Genomic DNA, 26,575 nt, shown 5'->3' with positions numbered 1-26,575 from the left:
CGCCGGTCCTCCGGCAGCTGGTCCCTTTGCCGTTCCTTCTCTGGCTGACGCACTCCACCGGCGTCCTGACCAACGAGTTCGCCCAGTTCATCGGGACGACGCTCCTGCCGCTGGCGCCCAAGGCGCTCATCCTGCTGCCGGGCCTGATGGTGGGGGCGTACGCCGTCTACCTGGGGGTCGAGACCGTGGGCCGCATGGCCGAGCTCCTCATCCCGCCCATGGCGGTGATCAGCGGCCTCATCCTGCTCCTCACCCTGCCCGAGTTCAGCTTCCGCAACCTGCAGCCCGTCCTGCTGGACGGGCCGCTGCCGGTGGTGCGGGCCAGCCTGGTGCCGGCCGCCTGGTACGCCGAGCTGGTGATGCTCGGTCAGATCCAGCCGCACCTGGCCAAGGTGGACCGTCTGGCGCGCGTCTCGCTGGCGGGCTGGCTGGCCGTCACCCTGGCCCTCTTCCTGATGGGCGTGGGCACGCTGGGGGTCTGGGGCCTCCTGGCGGGGCGGCTCATGTTCCCCTTCTACTCGCTGGGCACGCTGGTGGAGCTGGGCGAGTTCCTGCCGCGCTTCGACGTCATCACCACCGCCCTCTGGACCGGCGGCATGTTCGTCAAGTTCATGGTCTTCTTCTACGTCACCGTCAGCGGCTGGGCCGACTGGCTCGGGCTCGACGACCACCGGCCGCTGGTGCCCTGGGTGGGCGCGGCCTCGGCGGTCATCGCCCTGGCCACCCTGCGCGGCGAGGCCTCCATGCTCGCCTACCTGCGCGGTCTCTTCCCGCCGCTGACGCTGGGCGTCGCCCTGGGCACGCCGCTCCTCATCCTCCTCCTGGGAAGGAGGGTGGCGGCCGCCAGGCCCGCGCGCGGGCAGGGCCCGGCCGCGGGCGGGTGAGGCCGGGGCGGGCGGCGCTGGCGGCCGCCCTGGCCCTTCTCCTCCTCGCCGCCCCGGGCTGCGGCGCTGTGGAAGTCAACCGGCTGGGCATCATCCTGGCGGCGGGCTTCGATCGAAGGCCCGACGGCCGCCTCCTGCTCGCCCTCCAGGTGGCCCGCCCCGCCACGCTGGCCGGCCAGGCAGGCGGAGGCGGCGGGGGCGGCGGCGGAGGGGGCGGCGGCCTGAGCCTCGGAGACGGCCGCTCGGGAGGAGCCGCCGGCGGCTCCACACTGCTCCTGAGCGCCGTCGCCCCCACCTTCGCCGACGCTCTGCAGGCCATCCAGTCCGGCTTTCCGCGCCGCCTCTTCTGGGGGGAGACCAGCGTGGTGCTCTTCGGCGCCGGCCTCCTGCAGCACGGGGTCGGCGAGGCGCTGGACTTCCTCGACCGGCAGCCGGCCATGCGCCTGACCGCCTACGTGCTGGCGGCCCGAAAGCCGGTGGAGCAGGTGCTCGCAGCCGGGGGTTCGCTGGAGGAGACGGGCGCCGACGAGCTGAGCCGGGAGCTCCGCCAGCGCGTGGGCGTGGGGACGCGGCTCTGGAACCTGGAGGAGAGCCTCCTCGAGCGCGGCCTCGACGCCGTGGCCGACGGGGTGACGGTGACGGAGGAAGGGGGCCGCCCGCGGCCGCGGCTGGAAAGCGTCGCCCTCTTCCGCGGCGACCGCCTGGCCGGCTGGCTGGGCCCCGACGAGGCGCAAGGCCTGCTTTGGCTCAGGAACGCGTTGGAGACCGTCCGCTTCACCGTGGCCGCTCCTGCGGGCGCCGGAAGCGTCAGCCTCCAGATCCTGCGCGCCCGCTCGCAGCTCGCGCTGGCCGCGCCGGGTGAGCCCTTCCTCCTGCGCCTGCGCGTCCGCGGCGAGATGACGGTCTCCGAGGTCTCCGGCTCGGTCGACCCCGCCCACCCGAGCGTGGCCAGGCGGCTGGAGGAGGAAGTAGACGCCAGGATCGCCGCCGAGGCGCGCACGGCACTGGCGGCGCTGCAGCGCCTGGGGGCCGACGGCGCCGCCTTCGGGCGCGTCGTCGCCAGCCAGGATCCGGCCGCCTGGCGCGCCCTGCGCGCTACCTGGCCGGCCCCGCTCGGGCGGGTCCGGCTCCAGCCCGACGTGCGCATCACCCTCCTGCGCGCGGGCCCGGTCGCCCCGCCCCTGCGCGACCGCCTCCGGGGCGGCTGAGGGCTGCCCTCCCCGTCCCGGGGGCGCCCCCTCAGCCCCCTCCCGCCAGGCGGGCCAGCCGTCCCAGCGCCTCCAGCTTGGCCCGGTCGCCGAGGCGCGCCCGCTCCACCGCCTCCTCCAGCATGCGCACGGAGCGGTCGTAGGTCGCCCGGTCCACCGGGTAGGGATGGCCGTCCTTGCCGCCGTGGGCGAAGCTGTAGCGGACCGGGTCGCGGAAGCTCGCCGGCACGCCGTGCACCACCTCGGCCACCATGCTGAGCGCGCGCACGGTCTGCGCCCCCACCCCCGGGAGGCCGAGGAGCGACTCGAAGTCGGGGATGTGCCGCGCGTAGAGCTGCCGCAGCACCCGCTCCAGGCGGTCGGCGTCGGGCACCTCGTGCGCGGCGGGCAGGCGCAGGTAGCGGGCCAGGGCGGCGGGAGCGCCGCCGCCTCCGCCCCCGGGCGCCGCGCCGGCGGCGGCCTCCCGCCCGCCTTCGGACGCTTCCTCCGCCGCAGCCAGCAGGCTGAGTTGACCGGCCACGGCCGCCGCGGGGGCGCCGGCGCGCGGCCCCGCCGGCCCCCGCCGCGCGGCGCGCAGCGCCTGCCGTCCGGGCGTCGAGTCGAGCCACTCCAGCAGGCGCCGGTAGTCGCGCACGATCCGCTCCGGCCGCTCCTCGCGCACCATCTCGGCCAGCGTGGCGCGCATGGCCCGGCTGCCCCGGTCTACCAGGTTGAGGGCGGGGCCGCGCCGGTCGGAGCAGACCGCGCTGTGCGGCTCCTCGACGAAGCTTTCCATCCCTTCGCCCAGCCAGTGGTAGCGCCGGGCCCAGCCGCCCTGCGGCTCCATCCCCTGCTGGACCACGGCCCAGGCGCCGTCGGCCGTGAAGAGAAAGGCGTGGTGGTAGAGCTCGAAGCCGTCCTGCAGCGCCGCCGAGTCCACCTTGGCGGCCAGGCGGCTGGCCGCCGCCAGCTGTCCGGGATCCAGCGCCAGGGCGTGGCGCTCGGCCGCCGCCTCGATCTCGGCCGGCGTGCGCCGGGAGACGGCGCCCTTGCCGCCGGCGACGAAGAGGCCCAGCTCGCCCTCCCGCCGGGCCAGGGCCAGCTTGACGGCGCCGGTGACGGTGGTGGTCAGCCCCGAGGAGTGCCAGTCGAAGCCCAGGAGCGCGCCGAAGGCCTGGAACCAGAAGGGATCGGCGAAGCGCCGCAGCACCTCGCGGGGGCCGTACTCCAGGACGACCGCCTCCAGCAGCGCCCCGGAGAGCCGGACCATGCGCTCGAAGAGCCAGGGCGGGCAGTGGCCGCCGTGGAGCGGCAGGTCGGCGGTACCGGTGCGCGAGGCCATGGCCTTCCCTCCTGGGCCGGGCTCCCTAGGGGCGGTCCCCCTCCCCGCGGGGCTTCCTCCCCGGCCAGCATAGCGCGCCGCCGGCGCGGCCGCCCGTTGCCGGCGCCCGCCCTGCGGCGGTAAGATTCGGGGCACAAGCGGTATCGCGGCGAGACGGCCAGTGGAGGGCAGAGAGTGGACTGCCACCGCGCCCCGGGTACGGGGCCGGTGGCTTTTTGCTTGGGGGTCGGGAGGGTGCCGGGAGCGGTCTTCCACCTGATCACCGACCGCCAGCGGAGCGCGGGCGACCTGATGGCCGCCCTGGGCGCGGCCGTGGAGGCGGGGGTGCGCTGGATCCAGATCCGCGAGAAGACGGCGCCCGCGGAGGCGCTCTACGCCTTCGGGCGGGCGCTCCAGGAGGACCCGCGCACGCGCGCCGCGGCGCTGATCGTCAACGACCGCGCCGACGTGGCCATGGCGCTGGGAGCGGCGGGCGTCCACCTGGCCAGGAAGAGCCTCCCGGTGGCGGCGGTGCGGCGCTTCCTGCCGGCGGGGATGCTGCTCGGCGCCAGCGTCCACTCGCTCGGGGAGGCGTTGGAGGCGGCCGAGGCCGGCGCCGACTACGTCACCTTCGGCCCCGTCTTCCCCACCCGCTCCCACCCCGGCCGGCAGGGACAGGGGCTGGAGGCCCTGGCCGCGGTGGTGGAGGCGGTCCGCCGCCCCGTACTGGCCATCGGCGGCATCACGCCCGCCAACGCGGAGGCGGTGCTGGCCACCGGCGCAGCCGGCGTGGCCGCCATCGGCGCCGTCCTCGAGGCGCCCGACCCGGCCGCGGCCGCCCGCCGGCTGCTGGAGGCGCTGGAGCGCGCCCGCTCCCGGCCGCGCTTCCTCCTCCCCGCCGCCCCGGCCGACCCGGCCGGCTCCGCCGCCGACGCTCGCCGCGCCGCGATCCCGCGCGGGAGGTGAGAGGCTTGCGACTCGAGGTGAACGGCAAGCTCGTGGAGGCCGCCGACGGCCTCTGTCTGGAGGACTTCCTCGTCGCCCGGGAGATCCCGCGCGCCGGCCTGGCGGTAGCGCTCAACGGGCGCGTCCTCCGTCCCGGCGAGAACCCCCCGCTGCGCGACGGCGACCGGCTCGAGCTGGTCCGCGCCGTGGCCGGCGGCGCCGGCGAAGGCGACGACCACCTGGCCATCGCCGGCGTGCGGCTTCGCAGCCGGCTCTTCGTCGGCACCGGCAAGTACCCGGATGAGGAGACGATGCGCCGCGCGCTGGAGGCGGCCGAGCCCGGCCTGGTCACCGTCGCCGTCCGCGCCATGGAGCTGGAGTCCGGCGGGCGCGGCCTCCTGGATGCCGTCGACCCGGGCCGCCACAGGCTCCTGCCCAACACGGCCGGCTCCACCACTGTCGCCCAGGCCGTCCACATGGCCGAGCTGGCGCGGGCGGCGACGGGCACCGAGTGGATCAAGCTGGAGATCGTGGGCGACGAGCGGACGCTCTGGCCCGACGTGACGGCCACCGTGGAGGCGACGCGCGAGCTGGTCCGCCAGGGCTTCGTCGTCCTCGCCTACACCAGCCCCGACCTGGTGGGCGCCCTCCGCCTGGAGGAGGCCGGCGCCGCCGCCGTCATGCCCCTGGCCTCCCCCATCGGCACCGGGCGCGGCTTCCAGGACTGGGCGGGCCTGCGGCGCATCATCGAGCGCGTCCAGGTGCCCGTGGTCATCGACGCCGGCCTGGGCGTCCCCTCGGAGGCGGCGCGCGCGCTAGAGATGGGCGCCGACGCCGTGCTGGTCAACAGCGCCATCGCCTACGCCGGCGACCCGCCGGCCATGGCGGCCGCCTTCCGCCTGGCGGTGGAGGCCGGGCGGCGCGCCTTCCTCGCCGGTCGCATGCCGCTCCGGGAGGAAGCGGTCCCCTCCAGCCCCACCGAGGGGCTCCCCACACCGGAGGGCCGGCCCGCCACCCTGCGGGGTGCGGCCCGATGAGCCGCCCCGCACCCTTCGAGCCGGCACCTGAGGTGCTGATCGTCGGCGGCGGCGTCCTCGGCGCCGCCGTCGCCTGGCGGCTCGCCCGCCGCGGCCGGCGGGTGGCGCTGCTCGAGGCCGCCTCGCTCGCCTCCGGCGCCTCCGGCGCGGCGGCCGGCATGCTGGCGGCGCAGGCCGAGCAGGCCGAGCCCGGGCCCATGTTCGAAGCCGGCCTCCTCTCGCGCCGTCTCCTCCTGGGGTGGCGCGACGAGCTGGAGGAGGCGAGCGGCCGCCGGCTCGGCTTCGTCGCCGCCGGCCTCCTGCGCGTCGCGGCCTCCGAGGCCGAGGCGGCCGAACTGAAGGGACGGGTGGCCTGGCAGTCGGCCGCCGGCGCCCGCGCCGACTGGCTCGACGCCCCCGCCTTGCGCGAGCTGGAGCCGGGCCTCTCGCCCTCCCTCGCCGGCGCCGCCTTCTTCCCCGACGACAGCCAGCTGGAGGCGGCCGACCTGACCCGGGCCTACGCCGAGGCGGCCGCCCGCCAGGGCGCGCGCCTGGCCGAGGGCACGCCGGTCGCCGGCCTCCTCCTGCGGGAGTCGCGCGTAGAAGGCGTCCTCCTCGCCGACGGTCGCCGCCAGCCGGCCGGCGCGGTCGTCCTGGCGGCGGGCCACGCGGCGGCGCGCCTCTGGCCCCCGCTGGGCGAGGAGCTGGGCCTCCACCCGGTCCGCGGCCAGATCCTCGCCCTCCGGCCGGAGCCCGGCACGGCGCCGCGGCGGACGGTCTTCGCCTCCTCCGGCTACCTCGTGCCCAAGGCCGGCGGGCGGCTCCTGGTCGGCTCCGTGGAGGAGGCGGGCGAGTGGTCCCCGGTGACGCGCCTCGACGTCCTCCAGCGGCTGGCGCGGGCCGCTCTGGAGCTGGTCCCGGCGCTGGCTTCGGCCCGGCCGCTGGACGCCTGGGCGGGCCTGCGGCCGAAGCTCTCCCGGCCGCTCCCCGTCGTGGGCTTCTGGCCCGGCGTGGAGGGACTCTACGTGGCCGCCGGCCACTTCCGGAACGGCATCCTCCTCTCCGCCCTCACCGGGGAGATGGCGGCGCTCGACCTGGAGGGGGAGGTCCTGCCCGCCGGGTGGGAGCGGCTGGCCCCCGCCTTCCGGCCGGGGACGGGACCGGCCGATTCCGGAGAGGCCTCCGCAGCCGCCTCGGATTGACAAGGCGAGAAGCGGCGTCCTATCATCGGCGCGCCGCATGAAGACGGAGACCTGCTCGCCGCCCGCAGCGCGGGTCTCCGTTTCTTTGCTTCCTTGCCTGTGGGGAGGTGGAGAGCCGTGGACGGCGGTCCCAGTCGACGAAGGCGGCCGGCAGGATCGGCCGCCGGCTCGGAGGCGCAGCAGCCGCAGGGACCGGCGACGGAGCGGGCTCTCCACGCCTCTCTCGCGGGCGGGATCGGGGGCTGACCCCGCCCTCCCCGCCGGTCCCGGGGCAGAATCCCTGACCGGATGGGGGTGAGCGCGGTGGGGCGGTGGTCGCGCTTCGGGGGCCGGCTCCTCGCCTTCCTCGCGGTGATGGGCCCCGGCATCATCACCATGAACGTGGACAACGATCCGGGCGGCATCACCACCTACTCGGTGATGGGCGCCCGCTACGGCTACCGTATGCTCTGGACGCTCATCCCCATGACGCTCCTCCTGGCGGTGGTCCAGGAGATGTCGGCGCGCATGGGCCTCGCCACCGGCAAGGGCCTGGGCGACCTGATCCGCGAGCGCTTCGGCCTGCGCGTCACCGTCCTGGTGATGGCGCTCCTGGTGCTGACCAACTTCGGCAACATCCTCTCCGAGTTCGCCGGCGTGGCCGCGGCGGGCCAGCTGCTCGGCCTCCCCGCGGCGTTGGCGGTGGCGCTGGTGGCCGCCCTGGTCTGGTGGCTGGTGGTCCGCGGCAGCTACCGCTTCGTCGAGCGGGTCATGCTGGCGTTGACCCTCCTCTACTTCGCCTACCCGGCCTCGGCCTGGCTGGCCCGGCCGGACTGGGGGCTGGTGCTGCGGAGCCTCGTCCACCCGGTGCTGCAGGCGGATCCGGAGTACGTCAACCTGCTCATGACCGCGGTGGGTACCACCATCGCGCCGTGGATGATCTTCTACCAGCAGGCGCTGACCATCGACAAGGGGCTGACGTGGGAGGACTACCCGGCGGCGCGCGCCGACACCTATCTGGGCTCCTTCATGACCAACTTCGTCCCCGGTTCCCTCTTCATGATCGTCGCCTGCGCGGCTGTCCTCTACCCGGCCGGCATCCGCATCGAGACGGCCGCCCAGGCGGCGCAGGCGCTGGCGCCGCTGGCCGGCCGCTACGCCTCGCTCCTCTTCGCGGTCGGCCTGCTCAATGCGGCCGCGCTCTCCGCCTCGGTGGTGCCGCTCTCCACCGCCCACGTCGTGGCCGAGGCCTTCGGCTGGGAGTCGCGCGTCGGGCGCCGCTTCCGCGAGGCGCCCGCCTTTCTCGGGCTCTACACCGCCTTCATCGTGCTGGGGGCGCTGGCCGTCCTCTGGCCGGGCCTCAACCTGATCGAGGTGATGCTGGTCTCGCAGCTGGTCAACGGCATCGTCCTGCCGCTGGTTCTGGTCTTCATGCTCATCCTGGTCAACGACCGCGCGGTGATGGGCGCCCACGTCAACGGCGCCTGGCAGAACCTCCTGGCCTACGCCGGCGCCGCCCTCCTGGTGGGCATCGACCTGCTCCTTCTCCTGCAGGGGCTCTTCCCCGGCCTCCTCCTGCCCGCCTGACCCCGGCCCGGGGACGGAGGCGACCCGGCGGCCCGCCCGGCGGCGGCCGACCCCGACCGCCGCCGCCTAGCGCGGCAGCTCCCGCGCCGCCCGCGCCCGCGCCCGCCGCTGGCGGGCCGCCTCGCGCAGGCGCGGCGCCAGGCGGCCTGCGTACCACCCGCTGAGGGCGAAGCCGCCGCCCAGGATGAGAAGGGCGGGCCAGCCGGCGGTCAGCGCCGCCACTACCCCGAGGCCGGCGAAGAGCAGGCCGGTCAGCGCCGGAAGCCAGGGGACGCCCCAGGCGCGGTAGGGCCGGCGCGTCTCCGGCTCCTTCCGCCTGAGCCGGATGACCGCCAGGGAGGCGAGGGCGTAGACGACGCCCTCTAGCGCCGCCGCCGTGTCCACGATGGCCGCGAAGCCGGCGGTGGCGGTGACCAGCAGCGAGGCGACCAGCACCAGGGCGAAGAGGAGGAGGAGGGCGTTGCGCGGCGTGAAGTAGCGCGGGTGGACGGCGGCCAGCCAGCCCGGGAGCGAGCCCTCGCGCGCCGTGGCGTAGAGGAAGCGCGAGGCGGCCGTCAGGCCGGCGTTGAAGGTGCTGCCCGTGGCCGCCAGCGAGACGGCCACCATCCAGAGGCCGCCCAGGCCGCCCAGCGCCTTGAGGGCGAAACGCATCTGCGGCGCCGGCGCGGCCAGCTCGGCCGCGTCGAGGAAGTGCCCCATGGCGGTGGTGACGGCCGCGTAGACCAGGGCGAGGAGCAGCACCGCCAGGCTCATGCCGCGCGCGATCAGCGCGTCGTCGGTCACTTCCTCGGCCAGCGGCGTCACCCACTCGAAGCCGACGAAGAGAAAGACGCCCAGCGCCGTCCCCTGCGCGAGCCGGGCCGCGCCGCCGGGGTGGAGCAGGCCCGGCAGGGCGAAGTGGACGCGGCCCAGCGCCAGCACCGCCAGCGCGAAGAGCGAGAGGACCAGGCCGTAGGTGATGGCGTCCTGGAGGCCGCCGGCGATCTCCAGCCCGCGGACGTTGGCCGCCAGCGCCACCAGGAGGAGGCCCACGATCCAGACCGCCGCCGGCACGCCGGGCAGGACCACGCGCAGCGACTCCGCCAGCACGTAGGCCTCGGCGGCCAGGACCAGGATCATGACGAACATGTAGAGCGTGCTCAGCGCCAGCGCCAGGTCGTCGCGGAAGGCGCGCCGGAAGTAGAGCCGGATGGCGGCGGCGGAGGGCATCATGCCGTTCAGCTCGGCGAAGCTCTGCGCCACCAGGAAGGTGAGGGCGCCCGCCAGCAGGACCGGCCAGCCCGCCGCGTCACCGCCGACCGAGGCGGCCACCTGCGCCGCCGCGATGAAGGAGGAGGTGGCGAAGGTGATGCCGGCCGAGCTGCTCACCACGGTCCGCAGGCGGAGGACGCGGCGGAGCGCCGGCTCGCCGGCCGCCTCTCCGCGGGCCGCCGAGAAGCCGGCCACCGCTACTCCCCCCAGACCATCAGGGTGAAGACGTCCAGCTTCATCATGTCGGCCTCGCTGGAGCGGACGATCAGGCTCCCGTCCAGATAGGGGTCGGTGGGCGAGAGCTCGCCGCGGAAGATGGCCGCCAGCGTCTCGCTCTCCGCCTCCAGCACGATCTGCGCGGCGGCGGTCGCGCCGTCCCCCAGGAGGCGGACCCTCCCGCCCGCCACCTCCAGCCCCAGCCGCCAGCCGGCGTCGGTGGCGCGGACCACGAGGTTCCGCTCCCATCCGGAAGCCATCTGCACCAGCTGCGGGTTGGCGTTGAAGCGCCCGGCGAACTCCTCCAGGATGCCCGCCATCTCATCGGCGCCCACCATCGACCTCCGCCCCCTCCCCCTGGGCGGCCAGATCGAGCACCGTCGGGCGGTAGCCGATCCGGTCCAGGAACTCTTCGTAATCCGCCTCGGCCAGCTCCTCCGGGCGCCGGCCGGCGGCGGCCACCAGCGCCGCCTCCAGCACGTTGGTACCGAAGGAGCGACCGCCCACCAGCGGGGTGGTGGTGAAGAGCCAGCGCACCCCCCGCCGGCGGAGCTCCTCGCGGTCGGCGGAGGTGGTGGTGTTGGTCAGGACGGCCTTCCCCTCCAGCCGCTCGGGCAAGTGCCGCCGGATGTAGTGGAAGTCGCCCGCGATCAGGTCGGCCTCGGCGTATGCCTCGGGGAAGCGCGCCTCCGGCGCCGCTTCCTGCCTCTCGCCCGTGGGGTAGAGCATGCGCACGGGCAGCTTGACCATCTCCCGGGCGAGCCGCCGCGCCATCGTGCGCAGCTCCTCCAGCGAGCGGATGGGGTAGGGGATGCCGGCCCCGAACATCAGGTCGCCGTAGACCACCCGGCAGCCGGCCTCTTCCAGCGCCACCGCCATGCCGTAGCGATCGAGCGCGGAGACCATCAGCACGCGCAGGCCGGCCAGGGGCAGCGGGCCGTGCGCGGCCAGCCAGCGGACCGCGCGCGGCTCCAGCGTCCGCTTCAGGCCCGAGCCGTCCACCACCGGCGTCCGCCGGGCCGCCTTCAGGAGCCGCTCGCCGTCGGCGATCACGTAGCGGTCGCCGGCGATGTAGAGGTAGACGTCCAGGCCGCCCAGGCCGATGGCGTCCACCCGCCCGTCCAGCTCGGCCACGGCCCGCTCGGCGGCCTCCACGTCGCCGTCGAAGCCCCGCCGGCTCACCTCGACGCGCTCGCCCAGGAGCTCCAGCACGGCGGAATGGTCCCGCCGGCTGGAGCCCAGGCTGACCGAGACCACTCGCTTGCCCGCCGTCGGGCTCACCCCTCGCGCATCGGGATCACCGGGGCATGGTACCCCAGCCGCGGCGGCCGGTCCAGCCGTCCCGCCTCATCCCAGCGCCTTCAGCCGCTCGGGGTCGGTGCCCAGGACGACGCTCCCCTCCCGGACCAGCAGAAAGACCGACTGGTTCGGCTTCACCCGGAGCGCCTGGCGCGCCACGGGCGGGAGGATGATGCGTCCCTTGGGGTCGATGCGGACCGCGATCAGCCGCGGCTGCTCCGCGCCGCTCCCTGCACCCGGCATGCCCTCCCCCCTCCGCCTCTCCAGGGTAAGCGGCGGCGGAGGCCCGGGGGAAGGGCCCGCCCGGCCGCTCCGCCCTCAGGGCGCCGGCCGGACGGGCGCGGGCGCCGGGCAGTCGAACTGCGCCCAGTGCCAGTAGGGGCTGGGCGCCGGGCAGAGGCGGAGCCCCTCGCTCCGATCCAGCGCCGCCACCACCGCCGATGCGAGGAGCGCGTTGCCGGCCGGGGTGGCGACGTGCACCCCGTCGGGCGCGCGCACGTCCTGGAGACGTCCGGAGGCGTCGCGCAGGTAGCGCGTATAGCCCCCCGAGGGCGCCTGGAAGAGCTCCCAGGTGGAGACGTAGAGGACGCCGGGGTGGGCGGCCGCCTGGCTCCGGTAGACGGCGTTCAGCTCCTGCATGGCGGCGTTGGAGAGGATGGCGCCGGGCGCCATGACAGGAAGCCCCACCCAGACCACGTGCGCCCCCGCCCGGGTGGCCTCGCGCATCAGCGCGGCCACCCGCGCGCCGTAGAGCGAGCGCCAGAGGTCGCTGCCGAAGCGCGCGAGGCGGCCGTCCTGGACGAAGCTGACGGCGTCGTTGCCCCCGAAGAGTGCCACCACCAGCTGCGGCCGCACCGCCGCCAGCTCGCGGCCGAGCGCCGCCTCCCAGTCGTAGTAGGCCCGGTTGGCCAGGCCGGAGGAGCCCACCGCGCGCAGCACCAGGCGGACGCCGGCCGCCCCGCCGATCACGGCCCGCAGGCCGTAGCCCAGGTCCATGCCCAGCGAGTCGCCCACGACCAGCACCGTCAGCGGATGCCGGGCGTCCGGCTGGACCAGCGGCGGCAGGCCGGGCGGAGGCACGGACGGCCGGGTGGCGGGCGCGGCTCCCTCCGCCGCCTGGGCGGCCGGCGTGGCGGAGGCCGGCGGGGTGTGGGCGGCGGCCGACCGGGTCCGGGTGGCGGGCGGCCGCATCGGGGCGCCGGCCGTCCCGCCGCTCGCAGCCGCGTCGCAGGCGGCGGGCAGGAGCAGGAGGAGCGCCAGGAGGGCGTGCGCCATCCGCCGCGGGAAGGCTGCCGCCACGCGCCTCATCCCCTCTCTGCGGGAGGATTCGACGCGGGCGGGCGGGGCTCCCTGTCGCCGCAGGGGGCGGTCCGGCGCCCGCCGCGCCTCCTAGGCGGCGCTGAGCTGCGGCGAAAGCAGAGCCTCCTGCGAGTCCGGATCGAAGAGGTGGAGCCGCTCGGGGTCGAGCGCCACGCGCAGCCGCTCGCCCACGCGGTGGGAGAGGTCGGGCGCGGTGCGCACGGTGAGGCGGTCCTCGCCGGCCGTCAGATGGAGGTAGCTCTCGGCGCCCAGCGGCTCGACCACCTCCACCAGCGCCTGGAAGGCGGTCTCCTCCAGGACCGCCACCCGCTCCGGCTCGGTGAGCACGTGCTCGGGGCGGACCCCCAGCACCGCCTCGCCGCCCGCGCGGGCCGCCGCCACCTCGGCCAGCCGCGCAGGCAGCCGGACGTCCAGGCCGGCGGAGCGGAAGCGGACGCCCTGGTCGTCGCGTTCGATCCGGCCGCGGACGAAGTTCATCTGCGGCGAGCCGATGAAGCCTGCCACGAACATGTTGGCGGGGTGGTCGTAGAGCTCCACGGGCGTCGCCACCTGCTGCACCCGGCCGGCGTGGAGGACGGCGATGCGGTTGCCCATGGTCATCGCCTCCACCTGGTCGTGGGTGACGTAGATGGTCGTCGTCCCCAGCCGCTGGTGGAGGCGGATCAGCTCCGTCCGCGTCTGGACGCGCAGCTGGGCGTCCAGGTTGGAGAGCGGCTCGTCCATCAGAAAGACCTGCGGCTCGCGCACGATGGCGCGCCCCAGCGCCACCCGCTGCCGCTGCCCGCCCGAGAGCTCGCGCGGACGCCTCTGGAGCAGCTCGCCCAGGCCGAGGCTTTCGGCCACCTGGCGGACGCGGCGGTCGATCTCCGCGCGGGGCACGCGGCGCATGCGCAGGCCGAAGGCCATGTTCTCGTAAACGTTCATATGCGGGTAGAGGGCGTAGTTCTGGAAGACCATGGCCACGTCCCGGTCCTTGGGCGGCAGCTCGTTGACCATGCGCTCGCCGATCCAGATCTCGCCCTCGCTGACCTCCTCCAGGCCGGCGATCATGCGCAGGAGCGTCGACTTGCCGCAGCCCGAGGGGCCCACCAGGACCATGAACTCGCCGTCCGCCACGCGCAGGTCGACCCCGCGCACCGCCTCCACGGCGCCGAAGCGCTTGGAGACGTTCCTCAGCTCGACGCGCGCCACGCCCGCACCTCCTCCTCCCACCGTTCGGCCTCCCCCGCCCCCGGAGCCGGGGGAAGCGGCAGTACGAGCCGGTCGCCCCCCTCCTCGTAGCGCCAGCCGTGCCGCACCTCCGGGGGCGCCCCCAGGCAGGCGGCGACGCCGTGGAGGATGAGCCGGCGCTCGCGCCGCGGCGAGCGGTAGCCCCCCTCCGATTCGACGTGCACCCGCAGCCCCTCCTCCCCGGCGAAGAGGCGCAGGCGACTCTCCCGCCACTCGCCGCGCCGGTAGGCGAAAGAGCGACCGTCATCCTCGTAGAGCGGCGGCCGCAGCTCGGCCACCGGCCGCCCGCTCGCGCCCTCCGACCGCGCCCGGCCGGGCGGCGCCCCCCGCCGCCGCGCCGCCCGCCGTGGAGGCAGAAAGGCGTGGAACTCCAGCGGGCCGGCCTCCGGCTCCTCCAGCCGCGCCGTCGACTCCACGGCCGGCCCCAGGGGCAGGACGGCGCCCTCGCGGACGAAGAGCGGCAGCCGCTCCAGCGGCGCCTCGACCAGCACGTCGGCCGGGCCGCGGTGCCAGCGGCCGCTCCAGGCGTCCCGCCAGCGGCCGGGCGGCAGGTGGACCGGACGCCGCCGCGCCCCCGGCCGGTCGACCGGCGCCACCAGCAGCTCCTCGCCCAGCAGGAACTGGTCCCAGACGGCGTGCGAGCCCGGATCCTCCGGGAAGTGGAGCCAGAGGGGGCGCATGGGCGGAAGGCCGATCTGCTCGGCCCGGCGGAAGAGCGAGTAGAGGTAGGGCAGGAGGCGGTAGCGGAGGCGGATGTAGCGGCGGGCCACCGCCTCCACCTCCTCACCGAAGGACCAGGGTTCCTGGCGGCGCGTCCCCAGCGAGGTGTGCGTGCGGAAGAAGGGGCTGAAGGCGCCCAGTTCGACCCAGCGCGCGTACAGCTCGGGCGAGGCGTCCCCCAGGAAGCCCCCCACGTCGGTCCCCACGAAGGGCACCCCGGAAAGGGAGAGCCCCAGCAGCATGGGCGTGGCCATCTGCAGGTGCTCCCACCAGCTGGAGTTGTCGCCCGTCCAGACCGCCGCATAGCGCTGGATGCCGGCGAAGCCAGCCCGCGTCAGGATGAAGGGGCGCTCCTCCGGCCGCGCCTCGAGCATCCCCTGCCGCGTCGCCGCCGCCTCCAGGAGCGCGTAGGCGTTGTGGACGGCGGCGTGGGGCAGCTGCGCGCCGTCCTCGCCGCGGTGGAGCACTTCCTCGGGCATGCCCTTCCCGGGCCCGTCGAAGACGGCGGGCTCGTTCATGTCGTTCCAGACGCCGGCCACGCCCTGCGCCAGCAGCTCGCGGTGGAGCTCGGCCCACCAGCGGCGCACCTCCGGGCGGGCGAAGTCGGGGAAGACCGTCCGGCCCGGCCAGACCTCGCCGCCGTAGAGGTCGCCGTCCGGCGTCCGGCAGAAGGCGTCGCGCTCCAGCCCCCGCTCGTAGACGGGGTAACCCGGCTCTTCCTTCACGCCGGGATCGACGATGGCCACCAGGCGGAAGCCCTCTCCGGCCAGCTCCCGGGCCATCCGCCGCGGCTCCGGGAAGCGCTCGGGATCCCAGGTGAAGAGTCGGTAGCCGTCCATATAGTGGATGTCCAGGTGGACGGCGTCGCAGGGGATGCCCCGCCGCCGGAAGCCGGCCGCCAGCTCGCGCACCTCCGCCTCCGACGCGTAGCTGTAGCGCGACTGGTGGTAGCCCAGCGCCCAGAGCGGCGGCAGCGGCATCCGCCCGGTCAGCTCGCTGTACCGCTCCAGCACCCTGGCCGGCTCGGGGCCGGCCACCAGCCAGAGCTCCAGCCCGCCCGCCCGCGCGTCGACGCCCAGCCGGACCGCCTCGGGGTCGCGCGCGGCCAGGTCGAAGCTCGTCCGCCAGGTACTGGCCAGGAAGAGGCCGACGCTCCGCGCCGCCTCCACCCCCACGGGCCGCAGCACCATCAGGAAGGGGATCGCCTGGTAGAGCGGGTCGGTGTCGGGAAGGTGCGGCAGCACGTCCCGGCACCACTCCTCGAGCCGCTTCCCGCGGTGGTCGAGGAAGCCGACCTTCTCCCCGAGGCCCGCGTACCGCTCCCCGGGCAGCGCGCGCATCCGCAGGCGCAGCTCGCCCTCCGCCTCCTCCAGGGCGCCGGGCGGGAAGTCGGCCACCAGCCGGCCGGCGCGGTCGACGACCCGCAGGCCGAAGGGCTCGGGCCAGAGCTCCAGGCGGAGCTCGCCCGTGCTCAGCCGGGACCCTCCCTCCCCGCCGGGCAGGCGGCGGAGCCGCCCGCGCCCCCGGAAGCCCGGGTCGAGCCAGACCGGGCGCCCGTCCAGGAGCGGCTCGCGCGGATCTCCCGGCTCGCGCCTCCAGCGGAGACGCAGCAGGTAGGGCGCCGGTGCCTCCAGCTCCAGGAGCCCGCCCGCCGTGCCGCGCCCGCCGCCGACCTCCAGCCGGAGGCCGGCCGACGATCTCGCCGCCAACCGCATCCCGCCTCCTCTCGCATGGGCGTCGCGCGCCCGGCGCCCGCCGGCCGCCGGGCTACGGCGCCGTCTCCCCGCCTGCCAGCGGCTGGCCGGGGTGCCGCTCCAGGCGCTCCGTCTCCTCCTCGCCGGCGCCGCGGGCGCTTCCTGACGCCCGCCCGGACTCGCGCAACAGGGAGAGCAGCGCCCCCAGCGCCGCCAGGAGCGCCCCCGCCAACCAGGCGTCGCGCAGCCCCAGCCAGTAGGCGAGGTGCCCGGCCTCGGCCGCGCCCATCCCCCGCCCGGCCAGGAGCGACGCCCAGGCCGAGCGGCGCGCGGTGAAGACCAGGTCCGCCACGGCCACCCCCAACACCATGCCCACGTTCCGCACCGTGGCCAGCACCGAGGAGGCCACGCCCAGCCGCGAACGGGGTGCCGCGCCCATCACCGCGCTGTTGTTGGGCGCCTGGAAGATGCCCGTACCCAGGCCGTAGACGGCCATCCGCCAGGCCACCTGCCAGGGCGGGGCGGCGCTCCCCAGCCCCGTCAGCAGGAGCAGCCCCAGCCCCGAGAGGGCCAGCCCCGCCGAGGCCAAGGCGCGCGTGCCGATGCGGTCGGAGAGCGCGCCCGCCAGCGGCGCCAGGATGAGCACCATCAGCGGGTGCGCGGTCATCACCAGGCCGGCCCGGAGCGGGTCCAGCCCCAGCAGCTGCTGGAGGTAGAACGGCACCAGGAAGGTCAGGACGAACTGGGTCATGAAGCTGAGCAGCCCCGCCGCGGTGGCCGCGCTGAAGGTGCGGCTCCGGAAAAGGCTCAGGTCCAGCATCGGCTCCGGCACGCGCCGCTCCCAGAGAACGAAGAGGAAGCCCAGCACCGCTCCGCCCGAGGCGGCCAGAAGCGTCGCCGGCGAGCTCCACCCCCAGCTCTCGCCCTCGCTGGCCGCCAGCAGCAGCCCGCCCAGTCCGGCCAGCGCCAGCAGGGCACCGGCCAGGTCGAAGCGCTCCTCCCGCCGCCGGGCCGAGGCGGGCAGCACCCGCCCCGTCCAGAGGAGCGCAGCCGCGCCGATGGGCAGGTTGATGTAAAAGACCGCTCGCCAGTTGACCAGGTCGGTCAGCGTCCCGCCCAGCGTCGGCCCCAGCGCCAGCCCCGCCGCCACCGCCATGCCGTTCAGACCCAGCGCCCGCCCCCGCTCGCCGGCGGGGAAGACGGCGGTCAGGATGGCGGGGCCGACGGCCATGAACATGGCCGCGCCCAGCGCCTGGACCACGCGCGCCACCAGCAGCAGCGGGAAGGTGGGGGCGGCGCCGCTCAGGGCGGAGCCGACGGTGAAGACCCCCAGCCCGGCGCGGAAGATGCGGCGGTAGCCCCACATGTCGCCCAGGCGGCCGAAGCTCAGGAGCGCGGAGCCCACCACCAGCAGGTAGACCATCACCACCCAGCTGACCGCCGCCAGGCCGACCCCGTACTGCCGGGCGATGACGGGCATGATGACGTTGGAGACGCTGCCGTCGACGGGTCCCATGGCGCCGCCGAGCACGACCGCGGCCAGGATGCGCCAGCGGTCGGACCGCGGCGCCTCCCGTCCGGCGGCGGCCATGCCTTGCTCCCCCGTACGCATCCCCCCCGGCCGTCCGGCGCTCTCCGCCGCAGGCGAATTCCAGGGTAGCACCGCCGGGCCGCCCGCGTCGAAGCTGAACGGCCGGCCGCCGATCCGCTACCATCGCCAGGGAGAGCAAGGAGGCGATGCCGCTGCGCCCGGTCTCCTTCCCCTTGCCCCGGGAGCACGGCTCCTGGGTGATGTTCCTCCTGCCGCCGCTCCTGCCGCTCCTGGCCCTGCGGCGGTGGAGCGCCGCCAGCGCCCCGGCGCTTCTCGCCATGGTCCTGCTCTTTCTGGCCCGGGAGCCGCTCCGCCTGCGCCTGCGCGGGGCGGGCGGCAGCGCGGCCGCCCTCCTCCCGCTGGCGGCCGGGGCGGCGGCCGGCCTCGTCGCCCTGGCCCTCGCCCCCTCCCGCTGGCTGGCGCTCTGGGCGCTGGCGGCCGCCCTGGTGCTGGCCGTCGACCTTCTTCCGGCCCGGGCCGGGCGGAGCACGCCCGGCCGGCTCCTCGCACGCGAGCTGGCGGGAGTCCTGGGACTGACGGCCGGCGCACCCGCCGTGGCGGCGGCGCTGGGGGCCCCCGCGGCCGGCCAGCTCGCCTTCTGGCTGCTCGCCTGGCTCCCCTTCAGCCTGGGCGCCCTCCACGTGGACCGGTTCGTCGCCTGGCGGCGGAGCCGGGCCCCCGAACCGGCCCGCCGCCGCTCGGCGCTCCTCCTGCTGGCCGCCGCCAGCGCCCTGGGCCTGGCCGGCTTCGCGCTCCTGGCGGAGCTCGCGCCCCGCTCCCGCGTCCCCGCGGCGGCGGCCCTGGCCTGGTCGCCGGAGTGGCTCCACCTGGCCTGGACGGCCTGGCATCCCCGGGCTCGCTCCGACTTCAAGCGGATCGGCCTGGAGGAGACGCTCTCCGGAACCCTCTGGCTCCTGACCGCCCTCCTCCTCACCACCGCCTGAGCCGCCGGTCCCCGTCGAAGGAAAACCTCTTCGCCCTGCGAAAGGATCCGGCAACCCCTGCGCTGCGGGGTGAGCAAGTGGGGAGGAGGTGTCTGGGATGTCGACGGTCGACGCGGACCTGCCGTTGTCGACTCCGTCCGGCTCCACGCCGGGCGGCCCGGTGCGGGAGGCTGGAGTCGTGGCGGACGAAGCCGGGACGGGGAGCGGGGTGGCGCACCTGCTGAGCGGCCGCCCGGTGCCGCCGGGCGAAGGTCTGCGGGCGCGGGCTCCCTTCCCGTCGCCGGCGGCCTTCGACACCTGGTTGACCCGCTGCCGCAGCGACCCCGACGGCTACTGGGCCGAGATCGCCTCGGAGCTCGACTGGTTCAGCCCGTGGCAGAGGCGGCGGGAGGGCGACCTGCCCGACTTCCGGTACTTCGTGGGCGGTCTGGGCAACGTCAGCTACATCTGCATCGACCGCCACGTACGGGCCGGGCGGGGGAACCAGGCGGCCATCCTCTGGGAGGGCGAGGACGGTGCGACGCGCGTCCTCACCTATCGAATGCTGCAGGAAGAGGTCTCGCGCTTCGCCAACGGGCTGAAGTCGCTGGGCGTCGGGCGCGGCGACGTGGTCGCCATCTACATGTCGAACATCCCCGAGGCCTTCGTGGCCGTCCACGCCTGCTACCGCATCGGCGCCCTCTACAGCGTCATCTTCGCCGGCTTCTCGGCGGAGGCCGTCCGCCAGCGGCTCCTGGACGCCCGGCCGCGGGTGGTGGTGGTGGCCGACGGCAGCCGCCGGCGCGGCCAGGCGGTCCCGCTCAAGGCGACGCTGGACCGGGCGGCGGCCGGCCTCGACTCCATCGGCCACGTGGTCGTCGTGCGCCACACCGGGGCGGAGGTGCCCATGACGGCCGGGCGCGACCTCTGGTACGACGAGCTGGTGACGGCCGCCTCCCCCCACTGCCCGCCGGAGGCGCTGGAGGCCAACGAGCCGGGGTTCATCATCTACACCAGCGGCACCGAGTCGAAGCCCAAGGGCGTGGTCCACGCGGGGATCGGCTTCCTGGTGGGTACGTACGCCAACGTCAAGTGGGCGCTGGGGCTGGGCCCGGAGGACGTCTACTGGTGCACGGCGGACGTGGGCTGGCTCACCTTCCCCATCTTCGCCCTGGTGGGCGGCATGGCGCACGGCGTCACGCAGGTGGTCTACGAGGGGGCCCTGGACTGGCCGACGCCCGACCGCCTCTACCGCATCCTGGAGCGCTGGGGGGTGAACAAGCTCTTCACCGCGCCCACGGCGCTGCGCATGCTCCGCCGGCTGGGCGAGACGGCGCTGGAGGGGCACGACCTGTCGCGGCTGGAGCTGATCTCGCTGGTGGGCGAGCCACTCGACCCGGAGACCTGGGCCTGGGTGCGGAAGAACCTGGGCAGGGACCGGCCGGCCGGGGAGGAGCTCTTCATCAACAACACCTACGGGCAGACGGAGACGGGCACGGCCTGGACCAGCGCCATGGTCGGCCTGACGCCCGCCAAGCCCGGCTCGGCAGGCCAGCCGCTGCCGGGATACGTCGCCCGCGTGGTGGACGAGCATGGCGCTCCGCTGCCGCCGGGGAAACACGGTTACCTGATCATCACCCACCCCTTCCCCTCGCTGGCGCGGACCGTCTGGGGCGACCACCGGCGCTACCTGGAGACCTACTTCAGCCGCTTTCCGGGCGCCTACTTCACCGCCGACGCGGCCGTGCAGGACGCCGACGGCCACCTCTGGGTCGTCGGCCGCGTCGACGATGTGATCAACGTCTCCGGCCACCGGCTGAGCACCATGGAGATGGAGGCGGCGCTCCTGGACCACCCGCGCGTCGCCGAGGCGGCCGTCATCGGCGCGCCCGACCCGGTCAAGGGCCTGGTGCCCGTCGCCTTCGTGGTCCCGCGCCCGGCCCCGGCGGGCGGGGGCGGAGAGGACGGCGCAGACGGCAACCTCGAAGAGGAGCTGGCCCGGCGGCTGGTCGAGGCCATCGGCCCCATCGCCCGTCCGGCGCGCGTCCACATCGTCTCCACGCTGCCCAAGACGCGCAGCGGCAAGATCATGCGCCGCCTCCTGCGCGAGGCGGTCGTCGAGGGCGCGGTGCGCGGCGACACCTCGGCGCTGGAGAACCCGGAGGCGCTGGAGGTCATCCTCGAGAGCGTCGCCGCGGAGGGCGGTCCGTCGTTGACAAAATCTTGACAGACCGGCGACAGGCGGTTCACCGCGCCGGGGCAGCCTAAGGGCGGAAGGGAGGGAGAGCGATGTCCCGTTCGATGAAGCTCCTGGCCGTGGCGGCGCTGGTTCTGGCCCTGGGCGCGGGCGCACTTCTGGGGTCGCTGCTGACAGGCGCCACGCAAGCGGCGCCGACCACCGCCTCGGCGCCGGCCGCCGGCCCGGCCTGGGTGGTGCAGCAGGCGCCTGGCGGCTCCGCGACCGCCCCGGCCGTACCCGGCCAGGGTCGCCGCTGGCGGGGCGGCCCCGGCCGCATGGGCATGGGCTGGCAGCTGGACGGCGGGGCCGTGGTGGCCAAGCAGCTCGGGATGACCGTCCAGGAGCTGCGCCAGGCGCGCCTGAGCGGGCAGTCCATCGCCCAGATCGCCCAGTCCAAGGGCGTCAGTCTGCAGTCGCTGATCGACGCCGTCCTGGCCGCTCCCAAGGCGGCCCTGGACGTGCGCGTCCAGCAGGGCGTGCTGACCGCCCAGCAGGAGCAGCAGATCCTGTCGAACATGGAGCAGCGGCTCCAGACCGCCTTCACGCGGACATGGACGGGGCGCCCGGGCAGCCAGGGTTCGCAGCCGGCGCCAGCGCCGCAGAGCGCGACGCCCCAGAGCAGCAGCTGAACCCGCGCCCGGCGCGCGCCTGAGCCGGAGCCGCGCGGCGGCTCCCCCCGCGGGGAGCCGCCGCTTCGCGTCCCGGGCAGAATCTCCCCGGGGGAGCGGCGCCCGGCCGCCGGCCGGCGGCCGCCCCCACCCGTCGACACTCTTCGGCGCCGCGCGCTGCCGGAATTTGGTCCCAGGCCGGCAGGGCGGTAGCTTGAGGGCGGTTGTGCGCCCGCACGCGGGCGGGAAACGGGGGGAGCGGACGGTGGAGGAGGAGCGGTCGGAGGCGGCGGGGCCGTCGCCGATCCCGGAGATCAGCGTGGTGCTTCCGGCCTACGACGAGGAGGCCAACATCGGCGACACGCTGGAAGAGGTGGGCGGCTTTCTCGCGGGGCTGGGGCTGGAGCATGAGATCCTGGTGGTGGACGACGGCAGCCGCGACCGGACGGCGGCCGTGGTGGAGGGGCTGGCGGCCGTGCGACCGGGCGTCCGGCTCCTGCGCCATCCGGTCAACCGCGGCTACGGCGCGGCGCTGCGGACGGGCTTCGCGGCCGCGCGCGGGCGCTGGATCTTCTTCATGGACGCCGACGGGCAGTTCGACGTGCGCGACCTGACGCGCTTTCTGGCCCTGCGGGAGGAGGCCGACGTGCTGGTCGGCTACCGCGCCCGCCGCCGCGACGGGCCGCTCCGCCTCCTCAACGCCGCCGGCTGGAACGCACTGGTCCGGCTGGTGCTGGGCGTGCGTGTACGCGACGTCGACTGCGCCTTCAAGCTGATCCGGGCCGACTTCCTGCGGCGCGTGAGGCTCGCCTCCGCGGGCGCCGCCATCAACGCCGAGCTGCTGGCTCGCCTCTCCGCGCTGGGCTGCCGGCTGGTGGAGCTGCCCGTCCGCCATTACCCGCGCACCGCCGGACGCGCCACCGGCAACGACCCGCGCGTGGTGCTGCGCGCCTTTCGCGAGCTCCTCCGCCTGGCGGCGGAGCTGCGCCAGCCGGCCGCCGGCGAGAGGCGACCGGCGGCCGGCCTCCGCCGGCGCGAGCCGCCGCGCTGAGGCGCCGGCGGCCGCCGGCGCCGGAGCGCGGGCCCCCGGCGAGCCTTCAGGCGATCCAGTTCCAGGTGGTGAAGAGCGTGAAGAAGAAGGCCTGGACGATCGGCAGGCTGGCCAGGAGCGCCGTCTCCAGCCAGGGCCGTCGCTCCGCCGCCTGGGCCAGGGCCACCGCCAGCGGGAAGAGGACGACCAGATAGCGGGACATGCTGGCCAGCGGCGTCATGGAGTGGAGCGTCGGCGCCGACATGGGGATCAGGACGCCCAGCAGCGCCCACGCCACCCAGGGCCAGGGCTGTCCCCAGCGCCGGCCGAGCAGCGGCAGGAGGAGCCCGGCCACGGCGGAGAGCCCGTCGATGGTGCTGTAGAGCGGGGCGAACTGCGGACGCCAGGCGCTGACGTAGAGGCCCCGCGGCCAGGCGGCCGGCGGCGGCGGCGTCACCACCCGGTGGAAGGCCATGGCCAGGCCCGCCCAGGGAGGCGCCAGCTGCCGGCTCCACCCGCTCTCGGCGTGCAGGAAGCGGAGCGGATCCCCGGTCTTCCAGGCCAGGAAGGCCGCCCAGGCGGCGAAGGCCAGGGGGATGAGGAGGAGGCCGGCGGCGCGGCGGGCGCTCTCCGCGGGCGAGCGGTAGCGCTCCCAGGCCAGCCACGCCAGCGGCAGGAGCAGAAAGACGCCCAGATTCCGGGTCAACGCCGCCGCCGCCCCCGCCAGCCCGGCCCAGCCCCAGCGCCCGCGCTCGGCCGCCCAGAAGGCGGCGACGCTGGCGAAGAGAAAGAGCGCCTCGGTGTAGGTCGCCGAGAAGTAGAAGGCGGTGGGCAGGAGGAGGAGCAGGAGGACGCTCCGCCTGGCCACCGCCGCCCCGAAGCGGTGCGCCACCAGCCGTTCCAGCAGAAAGAGCGCCAGCAGCAGGAAGAGGTTGGAGAGGAGAACGCCCACGACGGCGCCGTCCAGCCCCGTCAGCCTCTGGCCCCAGCGGATCAGGAGCGGGTAGAGCGGGAAGAAGGCCTCGGGCGAGTAGTGGCTGCGCACCGGGAAGCCGAAGTAGCCGTAGCGCGCGATCTCCAGGTACCACTGCGAGTCGTAGCGGTCCCACATGGTGAAGACGAGCGGCGCCCGCGACATGGGCCAGGGCTGGGCGGGGGGACCGCCGGGCACGCGCAGGCTGGCCGCCCAGCCGACGAAGCCGAGCGCCAGCCGCGAGGCCGCCCAGGCGGCGACGATCCAGCCCGCGCGCCGCCATGCCCCGCCCGGCCGGGACCGGGCGGGGCGCGAGGCGACGGCGGCCATCAGCTGCGGGAGGGCGCCGGTCCCGTCCCGCCGGTGCTCTCGCCCTCCCGCTGCGCGCGGCGGGCTGCCGCCTCGGCCAGCAGCTCGCGGAGCCAGAGCAGCAGGTAGCCCATCATCCCCGCCAGCGCCACCAGGGCGATGCCACCGCCCGCGGCCACGTTGGAGATCGTGGAGGACGACCAGGGCAGCCTGGCCGGCTGGCTGGCGACCACCGCGAAGGGCGAGAGGACCAGCCAGAGGCCGCCCAGAAAGAGCAGCAGGAGCGCCCAGAAGCCGGCCGAGAACCGCCTCACAGCCGCTCCCCCCTCTCCGCCGGCTCGCGGCGCAGGCCGCCGTTGGAGAAGGCTTCCTGCGACGGGGACCTGGCCGGCGGCTCCTCGCCCCGCTGCTGCGCCGCCAGCTCCTCCAGGAGGCGCGCGGCCAGCGGCACCAGCGCCTCCTCCAGGCGGGCCGTCTCGCCGGCGCGGGCGCCGCCCTCCTCGCGCTCCCGGAGCTCCCGGCGCGGGCCCGCCAGCACGCCCGCGTCGCGCAGCTGCGCCGCCAGGTTCCCGGCGAAGAGGAGGAGGCCGGCCAGCGCCACCACCGCCACGCCCAGGCCGCTCCAGAAGGAGTTCCGGGTGGCGTCGCTCCAGGCGGCGCCGCGGCTCTGGAAGGCCAGCGCCCAGGGCGCCACCATCAGCCAGAGGCCGCCTAGGAGCGCGGCCAGGCTGGCGCCGATTCCCCAAAGATCCTTCCCGACGCCGGGCTCTCTCCGTTCCATCCGTTCTCCCTCCCGTCGCGAAGTGCTCCCGCCGGCCCGGGCGCCGTCCCGTCCCCGGCCGCGGCCGGCCCGCCCGCGGCCAGCCAGGGCTCCAGGAGCGCCCGCGCCAGCGGCAGGATCTGCTCGCGCGCCACGCGCCGCCCCACCCTCTCCGGCTCCTCCGTCCCCCCCTCCAGCGCCGCCAGCGCCTCCAGGAGCCCGCGGTCGGCCCGCGGCCGCAACGCCAGCGCCGCCAGCACCGTCAGCACCGCCCCCAGCAGCAGGCGCGTGCGTCCCTCCCCGCGCGGGGCCGCGAGAGCCGCCGCCAGGCTGCCCGCCCCGGCCTCCGCCTCGGCCGGCTCGTGGGAACGGCGCAGCGGGATCTCCTCCAGGAAGAGCGTGGCCAGGAAGCCACCCACCAGCGCCGCCGCGCCCACCGCGAAGAGCTCGGTGATGGAGAGCGCCAGGCTCTGGCGGATGGCCTCCATCAGCTGCCGGAGGAGAAGCTGGCCCTGCGCGCCGAACTGCGCGAAGGCCCGCTGCATCTCCGCGGTCGCCTGGGGCGCCAGCAGCGCCTGCGGGTTCTCCAGCGCCGCCAGCCGCCCGGCCGGCACGAGATGGGTGAGGGCGGCTGGAATGCGGCTCTGCATCTCGTCCTGGAAGCGGTTGGTCATCAGCGTGCCCAGCACGGCGACGCCGATGGTGCCGCCGATGGAGCGGAAGAACTGAAGGCTGGCCGTCACCTCCCCCAGGCGGCGGAAGGGGAAGGCGTTCTGCACCACGATGGTGAAAAGGCTCATCTGCACGCCCATGCCCAGGCCCATGACGATCATGTTGCGGATGACTTCGCCGTTGGTGGCATGGACGTCCATGCGTGCGTTCAGGTACATGCCCGCCACCGCCACCGCGAAGCCCGCCAGCGAGATGATCTTGTAGCGCCCGGTGCGCGAGAGGAGCTGCCCGCCCACCACGCTGGAGACCATGAAGCCCAGCATCATGGGCGTCAGGAGGGCGCCCGAGTTGGTGGCCGTGTCGCCGATGACGCCCTGCATGAAGAGCGGCAGGTACATGACGCCGCCGAAGAGGCCGCCCGAGACCAGGAAGGTGGCCAGCACCGAGATGGTGAAGATCCGGTTCCGGAAGAGCGACGGGCTGATGATCGGCTCCGGCGCGCGCGACTCCAGCCAGAAGAAGAGCACCCACATGACCGCCGAGAAGGCGAAGAGGCCCAGGATCACCGCCGAGCCCCAGGCGTACTGGCTGCCCGCCCAACTGAAGGCGAGGAGCATGGGCACCGCCGCCGCGATCAGCGCCGCCGCGCCCGCGTAGTCGATCTGGTGCCGCTGCCTCGCCCCCATGGGCGGCAGCGCCGCGCCGCCCACGAGCATGGCCACGACGCCCACGGGCAGGTTGACGTAGAAGACCCAGCGCCATGTCCAGTGGTCGGTGATCCACCCGCCCAACGAGGGGCCCACGATGGTGGCCAGACCGAAGACCCCCATCATCAGCCCCTGCCAGCGCCCGCGCTCGGCCGGCGGGAAGACGTCGCCGATGATGGAGATGACCACCGGCATCATGGCCCCCGCTCCCAAGCCCTGTACGCCCCGGAAGAGGATCAGCTCGGTCATGCTCTGGCTCTGCCCCGAGAGCGCCGAGCCCAGGACGAAGAGGAAGAGCCCCAGCAGGAAGAAGGGCCTGCGCCCATAGACGTCCGACAGCTTGCCATAGAGCGGCACCGTCGCCGTGGAGGCCAGCATGTAGGCGGTGAAGACCCAGGAGTAGTGCTCCAGCCCGTTCAACTCGGCGATGATGCGGGGCATGGCCGTCCCGACCACCGTTTGATCGATCGCGGACAGGAGCATCCCCAGCATGGCTGCCGCCACGACGAGCCAGAGCCGCTCGCGGCTGAGCGAGGCCCGCAGGCTCTGGCCCTCGGCGATGCGCGCCGCGCCCCCGACGGCCGCGCGGCCTTCCCGCGCTCGATCCACGGTCGCCAACCCGATCACCCTTCCTCTCCGACTCGACCCTGCCCGTCGCCACCGCCGGCCGCGGCCGCCACCACGCCCTGGAGCGCCCGGGCCAGCGCCTCCAGCCCGCGGGCCAGCGCCTCCAGGTCGCCGTCCTCCATGCGCCCCAGCGCCTCCTCCAGCCACTGCTGGCCCCCCTGGTGCAGCTCCGCCACGCGCAGCTCGCCCTGGGCGCTCAGCGAGACCAGCGTCCGGCGCCGGTCGCGGGGATCCTCCTCGCGCCGGACCAGGCCGAGGCGGGCCAGGCGGTCGACCAGCGCGCTG

General features: G+C 75.5%; 24 protein-coding genes. 10 read left to right on the top strand and 14 right to left on the bottom strand.

Features of this window, described 5'->3' with window-relative positions; all coding sequences use genetic code 11:
- A partial coding sequence (locus tag K6U79_05555) for a GerAB/ArcD/ProY family transporter (protein MCL6521827.1) occupies nucleotides 1–884 on the top strand: 884 nt, incomplete at its 5' end.
- Complete coding sequence (locus K6U79_05550) at nucleotides 881–2,092, top strand: hypothetical protein (GenBank protein MCL6521826.1); 1,212 nt, start codon at nucleotides 881–883, stop codon at nucleotides 2,090–2,092. The genes K6U79_05555 and K6U79_05550, both read left to right, overlap by 4 nt.
- Nucleotides 2,093–2,123: 31 nt before the next feature.
- Here K6U79_05550 and K6U79_05545 read toward each other — a convergent pair whose 3' ends face one another.
- Complete coding sequence (locus tag K6U79_05545; GenBank protein ID MCL6521825.1) at nucleotides 2,124–3,413, bottom strand: DUF763 domain-containing protein; 1,290 nt, start codon at nucleotides 3,411–3,413, stop codon at nucleotides 2,124–2,126.
- Nucleotides 3,414–3,647: 234 nt separating this feature from the next.
- Here K6U79_05545 and thiE point away from each other — a divergent pair, with 234 nt between their 5' ends.
- From thiE to K6U79_05525, 4 genes are all read left to right on the top strand, one after another.
- Nucleotides 3,648–4,358, top strand: a complete 711-nt coding sequence (thiE, locus tag K6U79_05540; protein MCL6521824.1) for a thiamine phosphate synthase — start codon at nucleotides 3,648–3,650, stop codon at nucleotides 4,356–4,358.
- Between the two features lie 5 nt (nucleotides 4,359–4,363).
- Nucleotides 4,364–5,374: a sulfur carrier protein ThiS gene (gene thiS, locus K6U79_05535; GenBank protein MCL6521823.1), complete on the top strand. Its 1,011-nt coding sequence runs from the start codon at nucleotides 4,364–4,366 to the stop codon at nucleotides 5,372–5,374.
- Nucleotides 5,371–6,555, top strand: coding sequence for a glycine oxidase ThiO (thiO, locus tag K6U79_05530; GenBank protein MCL6521822.1), 1,185 nt, complete (start codon nucleotides 5,371–5,373; stop codon nucleotides 6,553–6,555). The genes thiS and thiO overlap by 4 nt, the downstream gene beginning before the upstream one ends.
- 288 nt (nucleotides 6,556–6,843) lie before the next feature.
- The gene (locus tag K6U79_05525; GenBank protein ID MCL6521821.1) at nucleotides 6,844–8,121 is read left to right on the top strand and encodes an Nramp family divalent metal transporter; all 1,278 of its coding nucleotides are present in this window, start codon (nucleotides 6,844–6,846) and stop codon (nucleotides 8,119–8,121) included.
- Between the two features lie 66 nt (nucleotides 8,122–8,187).
- On the opposite strand, the gene K6U79_05520 is transcribed toward K6U79_05525, so the two are convergent.
- The 8 genes from K6U79_05520 to K6U79_05485 all read right to left on the bottom strand — a co-directional run bounded on the left by K6U79_05520 (nucleotide 8,188) and on the right by K6U79_05485 (nucleotide 17,442).
- Nucleotides 8,188–9,567 carry an APC family permease gene (locus K6U79_05520; protein MCL6521820.1) on the bottom strand — a complete coding sequence of 460 codons (1,380 nt, stop codon included), beginning with the start codon at nucleotides 9,565–9,567 and terminating at the stop codon, nucleotides 8,188–8,190.
- Between the two features lie 2 nt (nucleotides 9,568–9,569).
- Nucleotides 9,570–9,926, bottom strand: a complete 357-nt coding sequence (locus K6U79_05515; GenBank protein MCL6521819.1) for an SCP2 sterol-binding domain-containing protein — start codon at nucleotides 9,924–9,926, stop codon at nucleotides 9,570–9,572.
- A complete protein-coding gene (locus K6U79_05510) occupies nucleotides 9,910–10,869 on the bottom strand; it encodes a quinate 5-dehydrogenase (GenBank protein ID MCL6521818.1) in 960 nt (319 codons plus the stop codon). The genes K6U79_05515 and K6U79_05510 overlap by 17 nt, the downstream gene beginning before the upstream one ends.
- 66 nt (nucleotides 10,870–10,935) lie before the next feature.
- Nucleotides 10,936–11,130 carry an AbrB/MazE/SpoVT family DNA-binding domain-containing protein gene (locus tag K6U79_05505; protein MCL6521817.1) on the bottom strand — a complete coding sequence of 65 codons (195 nt, stop codon included), beginning with the start codon at nucleotides 11,128–11,130 and terminating at the stop codon, nucleotides 10,936–10,938.
- A gap of 75 nt (nucleotides 11,131–11,205) precedes the next feature.
- On the bottom strand, nucleotides 11,206–12,195 hold the full coding sequence (locus K6U79_05500; GenBank protein MCL6521816.1) for a DUF459 domain-containing protein: 990 nt from the start codon (nucleotides 12,193–12,195) through the stop codon (nucleotides 11,206–11,208).
- Between the two features lie 81 nt (nucleotides 12,196–12,276).
- Nucleotides 12,277–13,398, bottom strand: coding sequence for a sn-glycerol-3-phosphate ABC transporter ATP-binding protein UgpC (ugpC, locus tag K6U79_05495; protein ID MCL6521815.1), 1,122 nt, complete (start codon nucleotides 13,396–13,398; stop codon nucleotides 12,277–12,279).
- Nucleotides 13,380–15,866 carry a DUF5110 domain-containing protein gene (locus tag K6U79_05490; GenBank protein ID MCL6521814.1) on the bottom strand — a complete coding sequence of 829 codons (2,487 nt, stop codon included), beginning with the start codon at nucleotides 15,864–15,866 and terminating at the stop codon, nucleotides 13,380–13,382. The genes ugpC and K6U79_05490 overlap by 19 nt, the downstream gene beginning before the upstream one ends.
- A gap of 58 nt (nucleotides 15,867–15,924) precedes the next feature.
- Nucleotides 15,925–17,442: an MFS transporter gene (locus K6U79_05485; protein ID MCL6521813.1), complete on the bottom strand. Its 1,518-nt coding sequence runs from the start codon at nucleotides 17,440–17,442 to the stop codon at nucleotides 15,925–15,927.
- Between the two features lie 146 nt (nucleotides 17,443–17,588).
- Between K6U79_05485 and K6U79_05480 the strand changes: the two genes are divergently transcribed.
- The 4 genes from K6U79_05480 (at nucleotide 17,589) to K6U79_05465 (ending at nucleotide 22,263) form a co-directional block, all read left to right on the top strand.
- Entirely contained in the window at nucleotides 17,589–18,386 is a 798-nt protein-coding gene (locus K6U79_05480; GenBank protein ID MCL6521812.1) for a YwiC-like family protein, read from the top strand.
- 97 nt (nucleotides 18,387–18,483) lie between these two features.
- The gene (locus tag K6U79_05475) at nucleotides 18,484–20,592 is read left to right on the top strand and encodes an acetate--CoA ligase (protein MCL6521811.1); all 2,109 of its coding nucleotides are present in this window, start codon (nucleotides 18,484–18,486) and stop codon (nucleotides 20,590–20,592) included.
- 62 nt (nucleotides 20,593–20,654) lie between these two features.
- Complete coding sequence (locus K6U79_05470) at nucleotides 20,655–21,233, top strand: hypothetical protein (GenBank protein MCL6521810.1); 579 nt, start codon at nucleotides 20,655–20,657, stop codon at nucleotides 21,231–21,233.
- A gap of 283 nt (nucleotides 21,234–21,516) precedes the next feature.
- A complete protein-coding gene (locus tag K6U79_05465; protein MCL6521809.1) occupies nucleotides 21,517–22,263 on the top strand; it encodes a glycosyltransferase family 2 protein in 747 nt (248 codons plus the stop codon).
- 46 nt (nucleotides 22,264–22,309) lie between these two features.
- On the opposite strand, the gene K6U79_05460 is transcribed toward K6U79_05465, so the two are convergent.
- The 5 genes from K6U79_05460 to K6U79_05440 form a co-directional block, all read right to left on the bottom strand.
- Nucleotides 22,310–23,545, bottom strand: a complete 1,236-nt coding sequence (locus K6U79_05460; GenBank protein ID MCL6521808.1) for a hypothetical protein — start codon at nucleotides 23,543–23,545, stop codon at nucleotides 22,310–22,312.
- Nucleotides 23,545–23,838, bottom strand: coding sequence for a hypothetical protein (locus K6U79_05455; protein MCL6521807.1), 294 nt, complete (start codon nucleotides 23,836–23,838; stop codon nucleotides 23,545–23,547). Before K6U79_05455 ends, K6U79_05460 begins: the two co-directional genes overlap by 1 nt.
- Complete coding sequence (locus K6U79_05450) at nucleotides 23,835–24,305, bottom strand: hypothetical protein (protein MCL6521806.1); 471 nt, start codon at nucleotides 24,303–24,305, stop codon at nucleotides 23,835–23,837. The genes K6U79_05455 and K6U79_05450 overlap by 4 nt, the downstream gene beginning before the upstream one ends.
- Nucleotides 24,236–26,155, bottom strand: coding sequence for an MFS transporter (locus K6U79_05445; protein ID MCL6521805.1), 1,920 nt, complete (start codon nucleotides 26,153–26,155; stop codon nucleotides 24,236–24,238). The genes K6U79_05450 and K6U79_05445 overlap by 70 nt, the downstream gene beginning before the upstream one ends.
- Nucleotides 26,156–26,286: 131 nt before the next feature.
- A partial coding sequence (locus tag K6U79_05440; GenBank protein ID MCL6521804.1) for a winged helix DNA-binding protein occupies nucleotides 26,287–26,575 on the bottom strand: 289 nt, incomplete at its 5' end.

Source organism: Bacillota bacterium (assembly GCA_023511835.1).
Classification (GTDB): domain Bacteria; phylum Bacillota; class Sulfobacillia; order JAIMAT01; family JAIMAT01; genus JAIMAT01.
Note: the sequence above shows the minus strand (reverse complement) of the source record. Positions and strands in the feature narration are given on the sequence as shown.